Below are 16853 nucleotides of genomic sequence, written 5' to 3'. Positions count from 1 at the left end.
TTGAGTCGATGCCTACCTTCACGCAAGAGGCGTGCCAGCGCTCGAAATACGCTCGGGCCGCGGATGCACGGATGGGATATCCGATTTGACGATGGCGCTAGATCGACAGCTCGCGCAGCCTGTCGCGAGCAATGAGTTCGGCGGCAAATAACGCGTCATCCTCGCCCGCAAACTCGTCCGTCGTAGCCGTGGGTGCCTCGTCCTGCTCTTCGCCTTGCCGGCGTATCCAAATGTAGCCCTTCCACCCTTCGCCAGGCTTTGCCTTGGTTTCATACGCAGCGATATGGGTTTCGCTAAAAATCGATTTGGTCGTCATGGCAGCCACCCCTGAGTAAGAAGAAACATGCGAAAGCGAAAATGGACTTCAGCTCTCGAAGTCGAGCCCCCCCAGCAAAACCGAGACTTCAGCCTGAGTGCGCGAACGGAAATCGATTTGACGCGGTACCTGCCACGCAAAAATCTTATTGGGCAACGCGGCGAGATAGCGCGCGAATTTCGCTTCGCCGTTGGCGCTGAAAAGCGCTTCGATCTCGCCCCCGTCCCAGGTCAGGTAAGCATTCAACGGATAGGCAAATCTGCCTAAGGGCTCTATCGGTACACCGTGGATATGGACGCGGGTCGGGTGACCACTGCCTTGATTCGGAATCACCTCGACCTTGATGCGCTCACCGAACACGCCGGAGATAGCCTGCGCGATCCGCAGCGCGAACTGCGCTTCGAAGCGTTGCACGATTTCCTGGCTCATGGGCATCTCCTGCTGACATCTCCTGCGATGTCCAGAACATCGTAGCATGACAACCCGAAAGGCAGCGTACAGGACGGCACATCGGTAACGCGCTAACCAGTGCAACGCCCCCGCTCGCCCGACCGGCGCGCGGGCGTTCGGATTCGCGCTATGCGCCCGCCGCGCGGCGGGCCGCGTAGTTTGACCCCAGCGCTTGCGGCGACCATCGCCCCTGATGCAGGAAAACCTGATTATGGCCAGCGCGCTTGGCCTGTGAGAGCGCGTTATCACAAGCATTCATCAGCGCCCGCCCTTCCTGATCCATTTCGTCCGAGAGCGCGGCGACACCGATGCTGATGGTGAGCACGCCAAAATGGCTAGCTTGATGTGGGATACGCTCGAACGCAAACTGCTGGCGGATGCCGTCGGCAATCAACTCGGCAGGCCGGATAGCGGTACCTCTGAGCAATATCACGAAGCGGTTGCGGCTCGAGCGTGCCACGACGTGTTTGACATCCCCCGAATTCGCGGCTGCCCGGCAATGCTCCGCGAGCCGGATCAACGCGGCGTCGCCTGCGCGGTAGCCGTAGATAGCGTTGTAGGCCTTCAAAAAATCGACGTCGATCATCATTAGCGTCAGCGGCACGTTGCGCTCACCGGCCGCTTTGCTTTGCGCGACCAGTTGCGCATCGAAGCACGCACCGTTGGGTAATTGTGTCAGCGGATCGCTGAGCGCGTGAGGCCCGAGCAGCCGATGGAGTTCGTGGACCCGACGCAATTCGCGCCGCCACCACCACGCAATCGCGATGCTCAGCCCGGCAAACAGCGCAGCCACGCTGCCCAATATGACGGAGCGCCGAATCCAGCCGCTGAAAATATCGTCCACCGAGTGCGCCGTGGTGAATATCAATGGTAAATCGCCGATACGCCTGAATGAGTACAGCCGCCGAACGCCATCCAATGCAGCAGGGGCAACAAAGCTGCCGACCCGGCTGCGCTGCATGCGGGTGAAGTTGGGGGTCGCGCCAATCGCGACGCCCACTGGACGCCGCCGGTCAGGGTAGGTGGCCAACAACAGCCCATCGTCCCGGAACAAATTCATATGGCTGAGGCGACCGGTTTTCAAGCCCGCAAAAATCGTATCGAAGGACGAGAGGTCGATGGCAATCACGGCCACGCCCGCAAAGCTGCCGTCGGCATGGTTCAAGCGCCGGCTCAATGCAATTTCCGTCGACCCCGTTAGCCGCGATTTGAACGGCTCGCTCAAGTACAAACCTCGAAGCGGATCTTGCCGCTGGACCACAAAGTAGTCGCTATCCGCATAACTCGGTTGCCATGGAATCGGCGCAAAAAGGTTAAGCGTCATGTCGCCGGTTGCATTGAGCACGTAGATGCCTTCGACCTCCCTGGGAACGGTGGCGCGCTCGAGGGTGAATTCTTTGCGGCCCGAGCGCTGCGCGATCGCATTGTTAATGAGGCCGGGATTGTCTTGTATTGCGCGTAACGGCGCGTCATACAAAATAAAATTACGCATCAAAGTCTGCTCGATTGCCCGCGAGAGGTTCTGATCGGCAGCTTCTGCCAGGCGCAACGTGTCTTGATATGAAGCAAACAGGAACTGGGTCAGAATCGCACAGAGCGCCAATGCGAGCGTAATCGCCGCCGCCAGCACAAGATTGGCCGCGCGTGCCGATATCACTGCCGCGCGGCGCCTGCTGGGTCCGAGAAGATCGAAATCACGTGTCATCGTTTTTATTTTTATCGATTATCGTGGCAGATTATAGGCAATGCCTATCCAATACGGCCCAAAATAAATGGTGTGTCGAAAATAAAGGACGCGCGCGTAAAACCATGCTGGCGCTATATTTTCTTATGCATCAAATACCATGATTAACCGTGATTTTATTCTTCCGTGATTTTATTTTTAATAATTTCTCGGTGTAAAAATCAGATTTTCAGGACCACAGGCCGGCCGTTTTTCGCAGGCCGGCGATCCGGCTGCAGGCGGCGCCGCAGACAGTCCACACTGGGTCCCCGTTTGAATAGCGCGCTCGAATTCTGTATTCGGATTTAACTTCCCGACGGTAAAGACAATCGTATTAGCGATGCGATAGCGTCGATGTACTGCCACGCTATATGCGGCCCCCGGTAAATGAACCTCGAGCCGCGTTTGTTATTCCATATTCATCTTTGAAATTCGGCTCGCCAGCGCCTAGACTTGAACTCCCGGAGATTATTTACCGCCCGTTCGTTGTGTCGTCGCAACGGGTTCCGCGCTCCGGTCTGCCGTCCGCCAACCTGATATGAGTGGAGACAACGATGCTGAGTCCGCATGAATTTGCCACGCTGTTACTTGTGAAAGATGCGCCGCAACAGGTCGAAATGGAGCGCGAAGAACTCGACGCATTGCTGGAGCGACAGTTGGTATTGCTCGAACGATTGGCGTCGGGCGCGCACCATGTCAGGCTTACCGATATTGGCCACCATGCCTTGAAGGCGATGCGACGGCCCAACTAACTAGCCGGTCAGCCGCTCAACCCGGCCCGCACGCTGACTATTTCGCCACACCGGCGACCGTCGTACCCGGCCAGTTGGCTGACGACCTCGTGAAACGCGTCCGAAAGCAGGATATCCAACAAGATGCGCAGCGCGCCGGCGTTCAGCTTGGCGCGCTCACACACGAAATAATAATCTTCGTCCACGATCGGGACGAAGTCCAGCCCGAATTGGCGGGCAGCGGGTTCCACACCAAAGCCGGAATCGGCCATCCCGCTTGCGACAAATGCCGCGATGGCTGAGTGCGTCAATTCGGTGCTGGCTTGGCTGTGGACCAACGCCGGATCTACGCCGTTTTTGAGTAACAGCAAATCCAGCAGCATACGGGTACCCGAACCTGGCTGACGATTCACGAAGCGGATGTCTTCGCGGGCGAGGTCGGCCAAGCCTTTGATTTCCTTGGGATTACCTTTGGGCAAGAACAAGCCCTGCTTGCGCTGGGTCAAATGGATCAACACATGCCGGCTATCGTCCAACAAGGGCCGGAACGCATTCGCGCAACTGGCGCGAAATTCGCCGGTCGGCAGGTGAAAACCCGCAATATCGCACTCGCCACGCGCCAGCGCGGCCACGGCCTCGGCGCTTTCGCGGTAACGCAAGTCCGCCACCGTCTGCTGCGCCGCCAGTGCATCGACCAGCGCGTCGACTGCGTAGCCGTGCGAGGCATGGATGCGCGCCACGCCTCCGGCTCCGCCCAGCAGCTTATTCAATTCCTGGGCAACCTCTTTGCTCAGGCTTGCCATGGACAACTGCGTGCGTTCTTCGCGCATGCGGTCGGCCCATAACAGTTTCTCGCCCAATTCCGACAGCACCGAACCGCGTCCGCGCGACTTGGCGATCAATTCGCTGCCCAACAGTTGCTCCAGCGTTCGCACGCGTCCCCATGCGTGGCGGTAGGACATGCCTATGTGTTGCGCCGCCGCCGCGATGCTGCCCAACTGCCGGATCTGCTTGAGTAGAGGAACGACATCGCCCAGATTCAGAGATTCGCCGCCTGGATGCAGCAGGTGCAGTTCGGTGTGAGAGGTGACTTGAATCATTATGCAGCGTAAATTCCTATTGAAACTCTGTTTATCAACGGCTATCGTGGGAGACAGACCTGAATAATAGCGTTTAAATATGCTTCTTGTAGCATATTCTAAGCGTGGATCCGGAGATATATCGTGCACACTCGCGTTGCGATCGCGCCAGAAGAGCTGGTGGCCCGCTTGGCCCTTCCCGGGCAGCCCCTGCTAACCATCCTGCACGCAATTCAGGAGGAAGCGGGACATATTCCCGAGGGCACAATAGCGCCGCTGGCGCGGGCGATGAACCTCTCTCGTGCTGAAGTCTATGGCTTTATCACGTACTACCATCATTTCCGTACCTCCGCGCCGGCGCCGATCGCCATCCAGTTGTGCCGCGCCGAGGCATGCCAGAGCATGGGTTCCGAGGCGCTCGCCGAGCACATGGAGCAGCGCACGGGATGCCGCTTCGACAGCCACCAGCATGAAGATGGCCCCGCTGCAGTCAGCCTGCAATCGACCTATTGCCTGGGCCAATGCGCACTGTCGCCGTCGATGATGATCAATGACAAGCTCTATGCGAAGGTTACGCCGAAGAAATTCGATGCGCTGCTGCAAGCTAACCAGCAAGCGTGCACCGAGGCCGCCGCCGCAAAGGAAACCGTATGACCCGCATCTTCGTTCCTTGTGATTCCTCCGCCCTCGCGCTCGGTGCCGACGAAGTCGCGCAAGCGCTCGTGGCTCAAGCCGCGCAGCGTGGCGTCGAGATCGAACTGGTGCGCAACGGCTCGCGCGGCCTGCTGTGGCTCGAACCGCTGGTGGAAGTGGAAACTGCAGGCGGGCGCGTGGGATACGCCAATGTTGAAGTCGAACACGTCGCCGCTTTATTCGATGCCGACTTCCTGCACGGCCGCCAGCATGACCTATGCGTGGGCGTAGTCGACGAAATTGCGTTTCTGAAGAAGCAACAGCGCCTGACGTTCGCCCGCATCGGCATCACCGATCCCCTTTCGACCGAAGACTACGTCGCGCATGGCGGACTCGAGGGGCTGAGGAACGCGCTTGCGATGCGCGGCGCCGACGCCTGCCAGATGTTGATCGACTCGGGCTTGCGCGGCCGCGGCGGCGCGGCCTTTCCAGCCGGCATCAAATGGAAGACCGTGCTCGGTGCGGTGGCGGACCAGAAATACGTGGTGTGCAATGCCGACGAAGGCGACTCCGGCACGTTCTCCGACCGGTTGGCCATGGAGAGCGATCCGTTCATGCTGATCGAAGGCATGACCATTGCCGGTATTTCGTCCGACGCGACCGAGGGCTGGATCTACGTTCGCAGCGAATACCCGCACGCGGTCAAGACGCTGAACCGCGCGATCGAGAAGGCTCGCGCCGCCGGCTGGCTGGGCACCGATGTGCTGGGTTCGGGCAAGACCTTCGAACTGCATGTGGTGATGGGCGGCGGCGCCTATGTGTGCGGCGAAGAAACCGCCTTGCTGGAAAGCCTTGAGGGCAAGCGTGGCATCGTGCGCGCCAAGCCGCCGATTCCCGCGCTCTCCGGTTTGCATGGCAAGCCGACCGTGATCAATAACGTAGTCACGCTCGCTTCGGTGCCTATCATTTTTGCGCGCGGTGCCGACTTCTACAAAAACTTCGGCCAGGGCCGCTCGCGTGGCACGCTGCCGATCCAGTTGGCCGGCAACATCCGCTACGGCGGTCTGGTTGAACTGGCGTTTGGCGTGACCATGCGCGAATTGATGTTCGACTACGGCGGCGGCACCGCCAGCGGCCGGCCGATACGTACCGTGCAAGTGGGTGGCCCGCTGGGCACCTATCTGCCGGAAAGCCAGTGGGATATTCCGCTCGACTATGAAGCGTACGCCGCAGTGGGCGCGGTGGTAGGTCATGGCGGCATCGTCGTACACGACGATACGGCCAATCTGGCGCAGCTCGCGCAATACGCGATGAAATTCTGCGCGCTCGAATCGTGCGGTAAATGCACACCGTGCCGGATCGGCTCGACCCGCGGGGTCGAGGTCATCCAGCGCATTCGCAATGGCGATACCTCGGTCAAGCAAGTCACGCTGCTGCGCGACTTGTGCGACACCATGCTCAACGGCTCGCTGTGTGCGATGGGTGGCATGACCCCGTACCCCGTGCTGTCCGCACTGAACCACTTCCCCGAAGATTTCGGCCTGACCGGCGCACCGCAAACCGCGGCGGCCTGACGAAATGGAGACCACTTTTATGGCAAACGCAACTCAACCCCAATCGGGCTGCGGCTCAGGTTCATGCGGATGCGCATCGATCAAACCGATTCCGATGAGCGATTCGATGCCCATCCAGGAGCTCGATTACGGCACGCCGTATCGTCATGCCGACACGACCGTCACGCTGGAAATCGACGGTGTCGCGGTGACGGTTCCTGCGGGCACGTCGGTGATGCGCGCGGCCATCGAGTCCGGCGTACAAGTGCCCAAGCTGTGCGCCACCGATTCACTCGAGCCGTTCGGCTCGTGCCGGCTGTGCCTGGTTGAAATCGAAGGCCGCCGCGGTTATCCGGCCTCGTGCACCACGCCGGCCGAAGCCGGCATGAAAGTGCATACCCAGACCGACAAGCTGCATAGCCTGCGTCGCAACGTGATGGAGATGTATATCTCCGATCACCCGCTCGACTGCCTGACCTGTGGCGCCAACGGCAACTGCGAACTGCAGGATATGGCTGGCATGACCGGGCTGCGCGAAGTGCGCTACGGCTACGAAGGCGAGAATCACCTCGACAGCAAGAAAGACGAATCCAATCCGTATTTCACTTACGATCCGTCAAAGTGCATCGTGTGCAATCGCTGCGTGCGCGCCTGTGAAGAAACCCAGGGTACGTTTGCATTGACCATTTCGGGGCGCGGCTTCGGTTCGCGTGTTTCGGCCGGCGAAGACCAGTCGTTCATGGATTCGGAATGCGTGTCGTGCGGCGCTTGTGTGGAGGCCTGCCCGACTGCGACCTTGCAGGAAAAATCGGTCATCATGCTGGGCCAGCCGACCAAGTCGGTGGTAACCACGTGTGCCTATTGCGGCGTCGGTTGCGCCTTCAAGGCCGAGGTCAAGGGTAACGAAGTCGTGCGCATGACGCCGTACAAGAACGGGCAGGCCAATGAAGGCCACTCGTGCGTCAAGGGTCGCTTTGCGTGGGGCTATGCCACGCACCCCGACCGCATCACCACCCCGATGATCCGCAAGAGCATCAACGATCCGTGGCAAGAGGTGAGCTGGGAAGAAGCGATTGCGTATGCCGCTTCGGAATTCCGCCGGATCCAGGGCAAGTACGGGCGCGATTCGATCGGCGGCATCACGTCGTCGCGCTGTACCAATGAAGAAACGTACCTGGTGCAAAAGCTGGTGCGTGCCGCCTTCGGCAACAACAACGTCGACACCTGCGCACGCGTGTGCCACTCGCCCACCGGGTATGGCCTGAAACAAACCATCGGCGAATCGGCCGGTACGCAAACGTTTGCGTCGGTCGCTCATTCCGACGTGATCGTCGTGATCGGCGCCAACCCGACCGACGGCCACCCGGTCTTCGCCTCACGCATGAAGCGCCGCATCCGCGAAGGCGCCAAGTTGATCGTGGTCGATCCGCGCAAGATCGATATTGTCGACGGCCCGCACATCAAGGCGTCGTATCACCTGCAATTGCGCCCGGGTACGAACGTCGCGATAGTCAATGCGCTCGCGCACGTGATCGTCACTGAAGGCCTGATCGACGAAACGTTTATCGCGGAGCGCTGCGAAGCGCGTGCGTTCCAGCAATGGCGCGACTTCGTCTCGCTGCCGGAAAATTCACCGGAAGCCACGGCTGAACTCACCGGCGTGCCGGCCGAGCAAGTGCGCGGTGCGGCACGCATGTATGCGGCCGCCAACAACGGCGCCATTTATTACGGCTTGGGCGTCACCGAACACGCGCAGGGCTCGACCACGGTCATGGGCATTGCCAACCTGGCGATGGCTACCGGCAACGTCGGTCGCGAAGGCGTCGGCATCAACCCGCTGCGTGGCCAGAACAACGTGCAAGGCTCGTGCGACATGGGCTCGTTCCCGCACGAACTGCCAGGCTATCGCCATATCTCCGACTCGATCACGCGCGCGCTGTTCGAAGAAGCGTGGAAGGTCGAACTGCAACCGGAACCGGGCCTGCGCATTCCCAACATGTTCGACGCGGCGGCTCACGGCACCTTCATGGGCCTGTACGTGCAAGGCGAGGATATCGTCCAGTCGGATCCGGATACGCATCACGTCGCACACGCGCTGTCGTCGATGGAATGCATCGTGGTGCAGGATATCTTCCTGAACGAAACCGCCAAATACGCTCACGTGTTCCTGCCCGGCGCATCGTTCCTGGAGAAAGACGGCACCTTCACCAATGCCGAGCGCCGCATCTCGCGCGTACGCAAAGTGATGCCGCCGCTGGGCATCTACGGCGACTGGGAAGTCACGATGATGTTGTCCAAGGCGCTGGGCTACGAGATGAATTACAGCCATCCGTCGGAAATCATGGATGAGATCGCGCGGCTCACGCCGACGTTCTCGAACGTCTCGTTCGACCTGATCGATAAGCTGGGCAGCGTGCAGTGGCCATGCAACGAGCATGCGCCGGAAGGCACGCCTATCATGCACATCGACGAATTCGTGCGAGGCAAGGGCCGCTTCATCATTACCAAGTTCTTCGCCACGAAGGAAAAGGTGACGCGCAAGTATCCGCTGCTGCTGACGACCGGCCGTATCTTGTCGCAGTACAACGTCGGCGCCCAGACGCGGCGCACCGAGAATTCGCAGTGGCACAGCGAAGACCGGCTGGAAATTCATCCGGTCGATGCGGAAGATCGCGGCATCAACAAGGACGACTGGGTCGGCATCGAGTCGCGTGCCGGCACGACTGTGCTGCGCGCACTGGTGACGGAGCGCATGCAGCCCGGTGTGGTCTACACGACCTTCCACTTCCCGGAGTCGGGTGCCAACGTGATCACCACCGACAGCTCGGACTGGGCGACTAATTGTCCGGAATACAAGGTCACGGCGGTGCAGGTCTTGCCGGTCGAACAACCGTCGGAATGGCAGAAAGCCTATTCGCGCTTCAACGAAACGCAGCTCGACCTTCTGCACAACCGCCAGCCGGTTGTCGAAGAGGGCGCGGCGGCAAAATGATCAGGAATTGAACGATGGATCTCGACAACATGATTACGATGGCCAATCAGATCGGCGACTTCTTCGATTCGATGCCCGATCGCGACGAAGCGCTGACCAACATTGCGGATCATATCCACAAATTCTGGGCGCCGCGCATGCGCACGGCCATCTTGCATGCGCTCGATACCCCGGACGGCGCAGAGCTCAATCCGATCATTCGCGAGGCGCTGACCTTGCATCGCGAAGAGCTGGAGCCGGCCTCTGCGTGATGGGAATTTGAGCTGCTGTTATTGACAAGCCCGTTGACAAACTCGTTGAGAAGACCGCCCGGATGCAGTTAGCCCGGGCGGTTTTTTTTGGCCGGCGGGTGCCGATCATCGGGCTGACGGTCGGGCTGACCTCGGGCTAACACCCACGGCGGTGCGCGAGGTCACTTAAGACGCAACGCCGATGATAAACTGCGACCACTTCCTTTTTGCCACTCGGAGTATTCATGCTGCTTTCCTTCGCCGCCGTCGCCATCGGAGGAGCGCTCGGCTCTTTGCTGCGTTGGGCGCTTGGCCTGCAGTTCAATGCCTTGCTGCCGACCTTGCCTATCGGTACGTTGGCCGCCAATTTATCGGCGGGCTACGTGATCGGCGTGGCAATCGCGTTTTTTGCGCGATATCCGGGAGTGGCAATCGAATGGCGGCTATTTGTGATCACCGGCATTTTGGGCGGTCTGTCGACGTTCTCGACCTTCTCGGCCGAAGCGACTTCGCTGATACAACAAGGTCGCCTTGGCTGGGCCGTAGCGCATATCTCAGCGCATTTGTTCGGCTCGTTGGCGATGACCATGCTGGGCATCGCGACCGTCTCGTTGTTCAGAGGCTGAATGGCGGCACGCTTGATCGATTGAGCACAAGCGAGCGTGCACTGGCGATCAAGCCGGTGCTAGACGGGCGCCGGACACAGTGCACACCCGTGGTCGGTCGCGCCGAGATCGATCTGGATCGTTGCATGATGCACCTGGTATTCGCTGAGCAGCTTCGCCGTGATCTGACAGATAAACACGTCGCCTGGATGGCCTCCCGGCATCACGAGATGCGCGGTCAGCGAATTTTCCGTCGTCGACAAGCCCCAGACGTGCAAATCATGCACCTCGACCACGCCGGGCAAAGCGGCCAGGTATTCACGCACGGCCGAGGCGTCCACTTGTTGCGGCACCGCGTTTAGCGACAGTTTGACGGAATCGCACAGCAGCCCCCAAGTGCCGTAGAGCACCACGCCCACGACCACAAAGCTCATCACCGGATCGACCCAGTACCAGTGGGTCCACAAGATCACCAAGCCGCTTATGGCGACGCCGGCAGACACCGCCGCATCGCCGAGCATATGCAGGAACGCGCCGCGCACATTGAGGTCGCCCTTGCTACCCGCCATGAAGAGCCAAGCCGAAAACCCGTTGACCACGATGCCCGCGGTGGCCACTGCGAATACCTCGATACCTCCGACCGGCGAAGGATTGGCCAGTCGCATGACAGCCTCCAGCGCGATGGCCCCGCTGGCGATGCACAATAGCGCCGCATTGGCGAGCGAGGCCAGGATCGAGGTGCCGCGCAAGCCGTAGGTATAACGTTCGGTAGGCTGGCGGCGGCTCAGATAAATCGCGCCCCATGCCAACAACAGCCCCAGCACATCGGACAGGTTATGACCGGCGTCGGCGAGCAGCGCGGTCGAATGGGCGATAAAACCGTAGACCGCTTGAATCACCACGATCGCGACGTTCAGCGTGACCGCGATGGCAAAGGCCCGGCTCTTGCCGTCAGGCGGCACGCCGTGGTGGTGACCATGACCATGACCGTGGCCGTGGCCATGATCGTGTCCGGCGCCGTGATGATGGTCGTGACCGGGACCGTGCGCTTCATGCGCGGACTCGTCATGCTGATGTGCGCTCATGGCGACTCCTGCTAAAGATCGGGATGGGGTTCTGCGACGTGCTCGAGCAGATCGCCCAGCATATCGCTGATATGGTTGTCGGCGGCCAGATAAAAGACCTGCTTGCCCTGCCGGTCGGCGCGCACGATCCGCGCGGCCCGCAACAAGCGCAAGTGATGGCTGACCAGCGAGGCGCTCAGGCCCAGCGACTCCGCGATCGCGCCCACTGCGACGGGTGCGGCCACGCAGGCCAGCACGATGCGCAGCCGGGTCTGGTCGCCGAGCAGCCTGAACAGATCGGACAATAATAAAACGCGCTCGTCGGTTTCTGCTTTCATGGAAATCAACATATGAACATATGTTCACATGTTAAATATTAAGGCGTCGCGTGGCAAGCAAAACGTCCATAAGCTGCCACCGCCTATGGCAAAATGCCGGTCTACCTGCGAGTCTGCCCTTACATGTCCTCTGCGTTTCGCGAAGCTTATGCAGCACACCAGCGCGGCGCCCTCGCCCTCGCGGAGCGCGCCTATCAGGCCGCGCTCACCAGCGAACCGCGCCATGCCGACTGCCTGCACTTGTTTGGCGTGCTGCGCCACCAGCAAGGCCGTCATGATGAAGCCGCCGAATTGATACGCCGCGCGCTCGATACTCAACCTGCGCTGGTGGGCGCCTGGTTGAACCTGGGCAATGTGCTCAAGGCGCTCGGGCAAAACGTCGAAGCGCTCGCCGCCTACCGGCACGCCATCGCGCTGCAGCCCGATTTCAGCGCGGCGCACGTCAATCTCGCCAATACCTTGAATGCGCTCGGCCAGCACGCCGACGCGATCGACAGCTACCGTAACGCGCTCGGCTATGAGCCCGGCGATCCGGCAATTCTCAACAACCTGGGCAATGCGCTGGCGAACCATGGCCAGCTCGATGCGGCCGCGGACGCCTTCGAAGCGGTGCTGGCCAAGGCGCCGACCCACTCCGGCGCGCTCAACAACCTGGGCAACACGCGCAAGGCATTGGGGGACACTGAACGGGCCCTGGTTCATTTTCGGGCCGCGGTGGCCCAGCAACCGGATTTCGCGTCCGCCTGGTTCAACCTCGGACACACACTGGACGCGCTCGATCGCTGCGAGGACGCCGCGCAAGCGTTCGAACGCGCGTTGGCGCTGCAACCCGACTGGCCGCTCGCGCGCTACGGACTGGCCCACGCTTTGGCCGGTTCTGGTCATGCGGCGCAGGCACGCGCCCATTACGAACAGGTGTTGCGACTAGACCCGGCGTTCGCCGCGGCCTGGCAAGAAATGGGCGCAGCGCTCTATGACATGGGCGAATTTGACGCGGCCACGCATGCCTTCGAGCGCGCCTTGCAATTGCGCCCCGAGTTCGCGTTCGCAGCATTCAATCGGGCCTTGATCAAGCTGCTGCAAGGCGATTTGCGCGGCGGCTGGCACGGCTACGAAGCACGTTGGCGTATCTACGCGCAGGCAGCCGAGATCACCCAACCACGCTGGCGCGGCGAAACACCGCTGGTAGGCCGTACCTTGCTGGTTCACGCCGAACAGGGGCTGGGCGATACGATCCAATTTATCCGCTATATCCCGAACGTTGCCAAACGAGCCAAGCGTGTCATCGTTGAAGTTCAGGCCGAACTGACCGCACTGCTTGAACCGCTAGCGCACGCCTGGGGCGTGGATCTGATTACGCAAGGCGAGCCGCGACCGCCCTTCGACTGCCACTGCCCGCTACTGAGCCTACCGCTCGCCTTCAACACGACGCTGGCTACCATCCCGCATCAGCCGGCCTACCTGGTTGCGCCGCCAGCCAGTGTGGAACGCTGGGGCGCCAGCCTGCCGACTTGTACGCGACGCCGCATCGGCCTGGTCTGGTCTGGGCGCGTGAAGGCACGCGCCGAACATCGCGCGCTGCCGCTGTCCTTGCTCGAACCGCTGCTCGAATCGCTGCTCGCGCCGGACGACATAGACTGGGTATTGCTGCAGAAGGATTTGCGCGAATCGGATCTCGATGCATTGGAGCGGATCACGCGTCTGGCGACGGTCCATACGCCGGCCTATCCGCTGGACAATTTCGCCGATACTGCCGCACTGATCTCACACCTCGATTGTGTCATCAGCATCGACACTTCGGTGGCTCACGTTGCCGCCGCGCTCGGCAAGCCCACCTGGGTGATGTTGCCGTATGCGCCCGACTGGCGCTGGCTGCTGAATCGATCGACGAGCCCGTGGTATCCGAGCGTGCGTCTATTTCGGCAAAGTGCACCTGACGATTGGGGCAGCGTGCTCGAGCAGGTTCGGCACGCGTTGCAGGCGTCTGACTGAGGCGACGGTATCAGAACCGAGTGTCGCGTGCCGCACGCAGGAAGTTATCGAGCACGGGCGTACAGTCAAGCAGTTCGGGGCCTCCGGCGCGATGAAACTCCGGGTGCCATTGCACGCCCATCACAAACGGCGCCTTTTTGTAGCGCACCGCTTCGATGATGCCGTCCTCGGCCGACACCGCTTCCACCGACAGATCGCGCCCGACCGTGCGCACAGCCTGATGGTGGATCGAATTGACCAGCCCCTCGCGCTGCCCCGCGAACATGCCCGACATCGACGAGCCCGGCGGAAACTGAATCACATGGCGATGCTGGTCGTATAACTCGTTGACGTGCTCGATCGCGGTTTCGACATCGGTGGCGATATCCTGATACAGGGTTCCGCCGAACGCGACGTTGATCAACTGGCAACCGCGACACACCCCAAGCACCGGCTTGCCCGACTCGATAAATTCGTGCAGCAGTTCGAGCTCGTACATATCGCGCACGCGATCGCCATGCCACTCGGGACGCGTCGCAGCCTCCGCGTACGACTGCGGCGAAACATCCGCGCCGCCTTGCAGCAGCAAGCCGTCCAGATGCTTGGCGTAGTCGCGCAAGCGGATATTGCTGGGGTGGATCATGCCCTGTTGACCGACCGTGGGGATCATGAACACCAGCACGTCGCGCGACATCACCCAGTGCGCGATCGACTCCTCCAGATACTGCAGCGTCTTGCCGCGCAGGCCCTTGCCTTCGGGCTCCGGATGGAAAATCCGCGCCGACACCCCGATCTTGAGCGTGCGCTGCGACATGCGCTTGCCCGCTCGATCGAAAATCGCCTGGGCGCGTGTCATCACGCGTCGGCCTATCGCACCCCACGCGGAATAACCGTCGTTCAAATAGGCAGGCCGCTCATATCCGGCAGAGGGGCCACTGCTGGTCCCGCCAGTCGTAGCTGCGGCAGCAGCGGCCGCAGCACCAGCCGCTGCGCCGGCATTCGCACCGGCATTCGCACCGGCGGCGGCTCCTGCGTTTGCGCCTGCATTCGCAGCGGCGGCGACTCCGGCAGCCACGCTAGCAGGATCACCGACAGATGCGCTCGCAAAATTACCCATGGCGGGGCCTGCGAGCGGCACGGGCTGCGGCGCAGGCGGTACCACTGTTGCCACAGTTGGCTCGATTGGCTGTGCCACCGCGTGCGGCGTCACCGTCGGCGCGACCGGCTGCGTCGTCTGTGGTGTCGTTTGTTGGGCCACCGGCACGGCTACGGGCTGCTCCGCCGTTGGTTGCACGGGCCGCACTACCGTCGAAGGCGTATCGGACGCAACCACCTCCTCCGGTGCTCGTGCAGCACCGGGCGCGGGAGGACTCGCGGGAGTAACGGGATCGGTAGATGGACTGGGGTTGGAAGGCTCGCCGGGGGAACCCGGGGGTGACTGGTTTTCACTCATAGCGTAGTGGGAAGCGCGGCGGGCGCAAAGACAGAGGACACACCCATTATGCGTCAGTGGCGGTGAAGCGGCAAACCGGCGGAATTTCGCATGGCAGCCGGCTCGAAGAACGGCCCTGCGACAGGACGTCGCACCCCAACGTCTCAGCCGGACGCCGCCCCCCGGACGTCGCACCCCGCGCCCCCGCGATCGGACGACCACCGCATAAGGCACGCCAGGGCTGCGTAGCAGCGGTGGCGACATGAGCCAGCGAGATCAGCGACGTGCGGGCTAGGGCCATGCCTGGCCCGCACTTATGCAAGACTTTGCTGACATTGCGATCGTCTTCCACCGACCTTCGGCCCCCCCGTTACAATAGGTGCCCCGGTTTCTCCGACTCAGGAATTCATATGGACAAAGCATCTTATTATTTACGCCGAGAACGGCACCGACTGATCATATTGGCCGTGGTGGCGCTTGCATTGATAGGCGGCGCGCTTTATCTGCAAGTTTTCCAGCATGAGGATCCCTGCCCGCTGTGCATCTTGCAGCGCTATGCCTACCTATTGATCGCCGTTTTCGCGCTCGCTGGCGCTGCCGCACGAGGGTGGCGCGGCGTGCGGATCGCTGAAGTCCTGATTCTGCTGGCGTCGCTCGGCGGCATCGTGACTGCCGCGCGCCACGTCTGGGTGCAAGCCAAGCCCGCGTTCGGCTGCGGTTTCGACGCATTGGAACCGGTGGTCGACAGCCTGCCGCTGGCCAAGATCCTGCCGTCGGTCTTCAAGGTGTCTGGCTTATGCGAGACGCTCTACCCGCCGATTTTCGGCTTGTTACTGCCGCAATGGGCACTGCTGGGTTTCGTGCTGATATTCGTGCTGATCGCGCGCAGTTTGGCGCGGCATGGACAATACCAGCGCGCCTGAACTGCGCGTGCGTTGCGCCTGGCAGTACCTGCCGCGGTTGACGCTCGACCAGCCTGCTATTTCGGCGCAACAGCCGAACTGGCAGGCATCGTGGCCGGTGCCGCAGCCGCTTCGTTCGCGCTGAGGTTCGTGTTGGCAGCCGGCGCCGGGCCGTTGGCACCGACCGGCAAGCTCACGTGTATCACGGTGCCATTGGGCATCGGAAAATTGTTCAACGCACTACGCACCAGATACGGCATGGCAAGCAGCAATTCAGGATCCGGGCCGGTCGTGCTCGCATTGACCTTGTACACCTCGGCATGGGTTTTCTGATCCACGATCTGGATCGACAGTCCTTTGACGAACGATGGGTAAGCCTGATTGACATAAGCGACCGGCCCCATCACGCCAAAAGGCGGCGGCCCGAACCCGCCATAACCGTAGCCTCTAAACCCGCCGTAGCCGCCGTACCAAACCGGGCCCTGCCACGTATCGTAGAAAACAGGCTGCGGCACCACCGTCGTGTCGTTGCGCACCCCGTAAGCCAACGCCACCCCATAATGCGCGCGGCTGGCCTCCACCAGTTGGAAGCCATAGGCCGATAGCGCGTTGTCGACCATGTACTCGTAGCTACTTTCTTCGAGATCGCTGTGTTGCGCGGTACGCAGAAAGGTATAGCTGCGATCAGTGTCGCTGGCTGACCAATTCTGGAACGCGGTCACGTTGGTCGTGACGTAACTCGTGCATCCCGTCAGCAGTAGTACCAAACCTGCGCCGGCGAGCCCCATGCGGGGGATGCCTCTCATCGGCATTGCGCTGAATTTTGTTCTCATT

The 16853-nt window shown here is 61.2% G+C and carries 16 protein-coding genes; 8 read left to right on the top strand and 8 right to left on the bottom strand.

Annotated elements, in window-relative coordinates:
- Positions 1–97: 97 nt before the first annotated feature.
- From GSQ77_RS08105 to GSQ77_RS08095, 3 genes are all read right to left on the bottom strand, one after another.
- Complete coding sequence (locus tag GSQ77_RS08105) at positions 98–316, bottom strand: hypothetical protein (protein WP_158900896.1); 219 nt, start codon at positions 314–316, stop codon at positions 98–100.
- A gap of 48 nt (positions 317–364) precedes the next feature.
- Complete coding sequence (locus GSQ77_RS08100) at positions 365–745, bottom strand: DUF5594 family protein (RefSeq protein WP_158900894.1); 381 nt, start codon at positions 743–745, stop codon at positions 365–367.
- Between the two features lie 148 nt (positions 746–893).
- Complete coding sequence (locus GSQ77_RS08095; protein ID WP_158900892.1) at positions 894–2471, bottom strand: diguanylate cyclase; 1578 nt, start codon at positions 2469–2471, stop codon at positions 894–896.
- A gap of 572 nt (positions 2472–3043) precedes the next feature.
- Here GSQ77_RS08095 and GSQ77_RS08090 point away from each other — a divergent pair.
- Positions 3044–3241, top strand: coding sequence for a hypothetical protein (locus GSQ77_RS08090; protein ID WP_158900890.1), 198 nt, complete (start codon positions 3044–3046; stop codon positions 3239–3241).
- 8 nt (positions 3242–3249) lie between these two features.
- Here the strand turns inward: GSQ77_RS08090 and GSQ77_RS08085 are convergent, their stop codons facing one another.
- The gene (locus GSQ77_RS08085) at positions 3250–4320 is read right to left on the bottom strand and encodes a substrate-binding domain-containing protein (protein ID WP_158900888.1); all 1071 of its coding nucleotides are present in this window, start codon (positions 4318–4320) and stop codon (positions 3250–3252) included.
- A gap of 123 nt (positions 4321–4443) precedes the next feature.
- Between GSQ77_RS08085 and GSQ77_RS08080 the strand changes: the two genes are divergently transcribed.
- From GSQ77_RS08080 to crcB, 5 genes are all read left to right on the top strand, one after another.
- Positions 4444–4953, top strand: a complete 510-nt coding sequence (locus tag GSQ77_RS08080) for an NAD(P)H-dependent oxidoreductase subunit E (RefSeq protein ID WP_158900886.1) — start codon at positions 4444–4446, stop codon at positions 4951–4953.
- On the top strand, positions 4950–6506 hold the full coding sequence (locus GSQ77_RS08075; RefSeq protein ID WP_158900884.1) for an NADH-quinone oxidoreductase subunit NuoF: 1557 nt from the start codon (positions 4950–4952) through the stop codon (positions 6504–6506). Before GSQ77_RS08080 ends, GSQ77_RS08075 begins: the two co-directional genes overlap by 4 nt.
- Before the next feature lie 19 nt (positions 6507–6525).
- Positions 6526–9477, top strand: a complete 2952-nt coding sequence (fdhF, locus tag GSQ77_RS08070; protein WP_158900882.1) for a formate dehydrogenase subunit alpha — start codon at positions 6526–6528, stop codon at positions 9475–9477.
- Positions 9478–9491: 14 nt separating this feature from the next.
- Positions 9492–9728, top strand: coding sequence for a formate dehydrogenase subunit delta (locus GSQ77_RS08065; protein WP_158900880.1), 237 nt, complete (start codon positions 9492–9494; stop codon positions 9726–9728).
- Positions 9729–9952: 224 nt separating this feature from the next.
- On the top strand, positions 9953–10333 hold the full coding sequence (gene crcB / locus GSQ77_RS08060) for a fluoride efflux transporter CrcB (protein ID WP_158900878.1): 381 nt from the start codon (positions 9953–9955) through the stop codon (positions 10331–10333).
- 59 nt (positions 10334–10392) lie between these two features.
- On the opposite strand, the gene GSQ77_RS08055 is transcribed toward crcB, so the two are convergent.
- Positions 10393–11397 carry a cation diffusion facilitator family transporter gene (locus GSQ77_RS08055; protein WP_158900875.1) on the bottom strand — a complete coding sequence of 335 codons (1005 nt, stop codon included), beginning with the start codon at positions 11395–11397 and terminating at the stop codon, positions 10393–10395.
- An 11-nt stretch (positions 11398–11408) separates the two neighbouring features.
- Positions 11409–11714: a helix-turn-helix transcriptional regulator gene (locus tag GSQ77_RS08050; protein ID WP_254067520.1), complete on the bottom strand. Its 306-nt coding sequence runs from the start codon at positions 11712–11714 to the stop codon at positions 11409–11411.
- A 123-nt stretch (positions 11715–11837) separates the two neighbouring features.
- Between GSQ77_RS08050 and GSQ77_RS08045 the strand changes: the two genes are divergently transcribed.
- Positions 11838–13706 carry a tetratricopeptide repeat protein gene (locus tag GSQ77_RS08045; RefSeq protein ID WP_158900871.1) on the top strand — a complete coding sequence of 623 codons (1869 nt, stop codon included), beginning with the start codon at positions 11838–11840 and terminating at the stop codon, positions 13704–13706.
- Positions 13707–13716: 10 nt separating this feature from the next.
- On the opposite strand, the gene GSQ77_RS08040 is transcribed toward GSQ77_RS08045, so the two are convergent.
- On the bottom strand, positions 13717–15138 hold the full coding sequence (locus GSQ77_RS08040) for a gamma-glutamyl-gamma-aminobutyrate hydrolase family protein (RefSeq protein ID WP_158900869.1): 1422 nt from the start codon (positions 15136–15138) through the stop codon (positions 13717–13719).
- 389 nt (positions 15139–15527) lie between these two features.
- Here GSQ77_RS08040 and GSQ77_RS08035 point away from each other — a divergent pair, with 389 nt between their 5' ends.
- Positions 15528–16040, top strand: a complete 513-nt coding sequence (locus GSQ77_RS08035) for a disulfide bond formation protein B (RefSeq protein ID WP_158900867.1) — start codon at positions 15528–15530, stop codon at positions 16038–16040.
- A 56-nt stretch (positions 16041–16096) separates the two neighbouring features.
- Here the strand turns inward: GSQ77_RS08035 and GSQ77_RS08030 are convergent, their stop codons facing one another.
- Positions 16097–16852: a DUF4136 domain-containing protein gene (locus GSQ77_RS08030; RefSeq protein WP_254067519.1), complete on the bottom strand. Its 756-nt coding sequence runs from the start codon at positions 16850–16852 to the stop codon at positions 16097–16099.
- Position 16853: the final 1 nt, after the last annotated feature.

The sequence above is a fragment of the Burkholderia sp. L27(2015) genome (genome assembly GCF_009765705.1).
Taxonomy (GTDB): domain Bacteria; phylum Pseudomonadota; class Gammaproteobacteria; order Burkholderiales; family Burkholderiaceae; genus LMUX01.
Note: the sequence above shows the minus strand (reverse complement) of the source record. Positions and strands in the feature narration are given on the sequence as shown.

Coding starts and splice junctions, on each gene's coding strand:
- GSQ77_RS08050 (WP_254067520.1), bottom strand. CDS start 11,714: ATGAAAGCAGAAACCGACGAGCGCGTTTTATTATTGTCCGATCTGTTC.
- GSQ77_RS08065 (WP_158900880.1), top strand. CDS start 9,492: ATGGATCTCGACAACATGATTACGATGGCCAATCAGATCGGCGACTTC.
- GSQ77_RS08090 (WP_158900890.1), top strand. CDS start 3,044: ATGCTGAGTCCGCATGAATTTGCCACGCTGTTACTTGTGAAAGATGCG.
- GSQ77_RS08100 (WP_158900894.1), bottom strand. CDS start 745: ATGAGCCAGGAAATCGTGCAACGCTTCGAAGCGCAGTTCGCGCTGCGG.
- GSQ77_RS08040 (WP_158900869.1), bottom strand. CDS start 15,138: ATGAGTGAAAACCAGTCACCCCCGGGTTCCCCCGGCGAGCCTTCCAAC.
- GSQ77_RS08085 (WP_158900888.1), bottom strand. CDS start 4,320: ATGATTCAAGTCACCTCTCACACCGAACTGCACCTGCTGCATCCAGGC.
- fdhF (WP_158900882.1), top strand. CDS start 6,526: ATGGCAAACGCAACTCAACCCCAATCGGGCTGCGGCTCAGGTTCATGC.
- GSQ77_RS08105 (WP_158900896.1), bottom strand. CDS start 316: ATGACGACCAAATCGATTTTTAGCGAAACCCATATCGCTGCGTATGAA.
- GSQ77_RS08075 (WP_158900884.1), top strand. CDS start 4,950: ATGACCCGCATCTTCGTTCCTTGTGATTCCTCCGCCCTCGCGCTCGGT.
- GSQ77_RS08035 (WP_158900867.1), top strand. CDS start 15,528: ATGGACAAAGCATCTTATTATTTACGCCGAGAACGGCACCGACTGATC.
- crcB (WP_158900878.1), top strand. CDS start 9,953: ATGCTGCTTTCCTTCGCCGCCGTCGCCATCGGAGGAGCGCTCGGCTCT.
- GSQ77_RS08030 (WP_254067519.1), bottom strand. CDS start 16,852: ATGAGAACAAAATTCAGCGCAATGCCGATGAGAGGCATCCCCCGCATG.
- GSQ77_RS08095 (WP_158900892.1), bottom strand. CDS start 2,471: ATGACACGTGATTTCGATCTTCTCGGACCCAGCAGGCGCCGCGCGGCA.
- GSQ77_RS08045 (WP_158900871.1), top strand. CDS start 11,838: ATGTCCTCTGCGTTTCGCGAAGCTTATGCAGCACACCAGCGCGGCGCC.
- GSQ77_RS08055 (WP_158900875.1), bottom strand. CDS start 11,397: ATGAGCGCACATCAGCATGACGAGTCCGCGCATGAAGCGCACGGTCCC.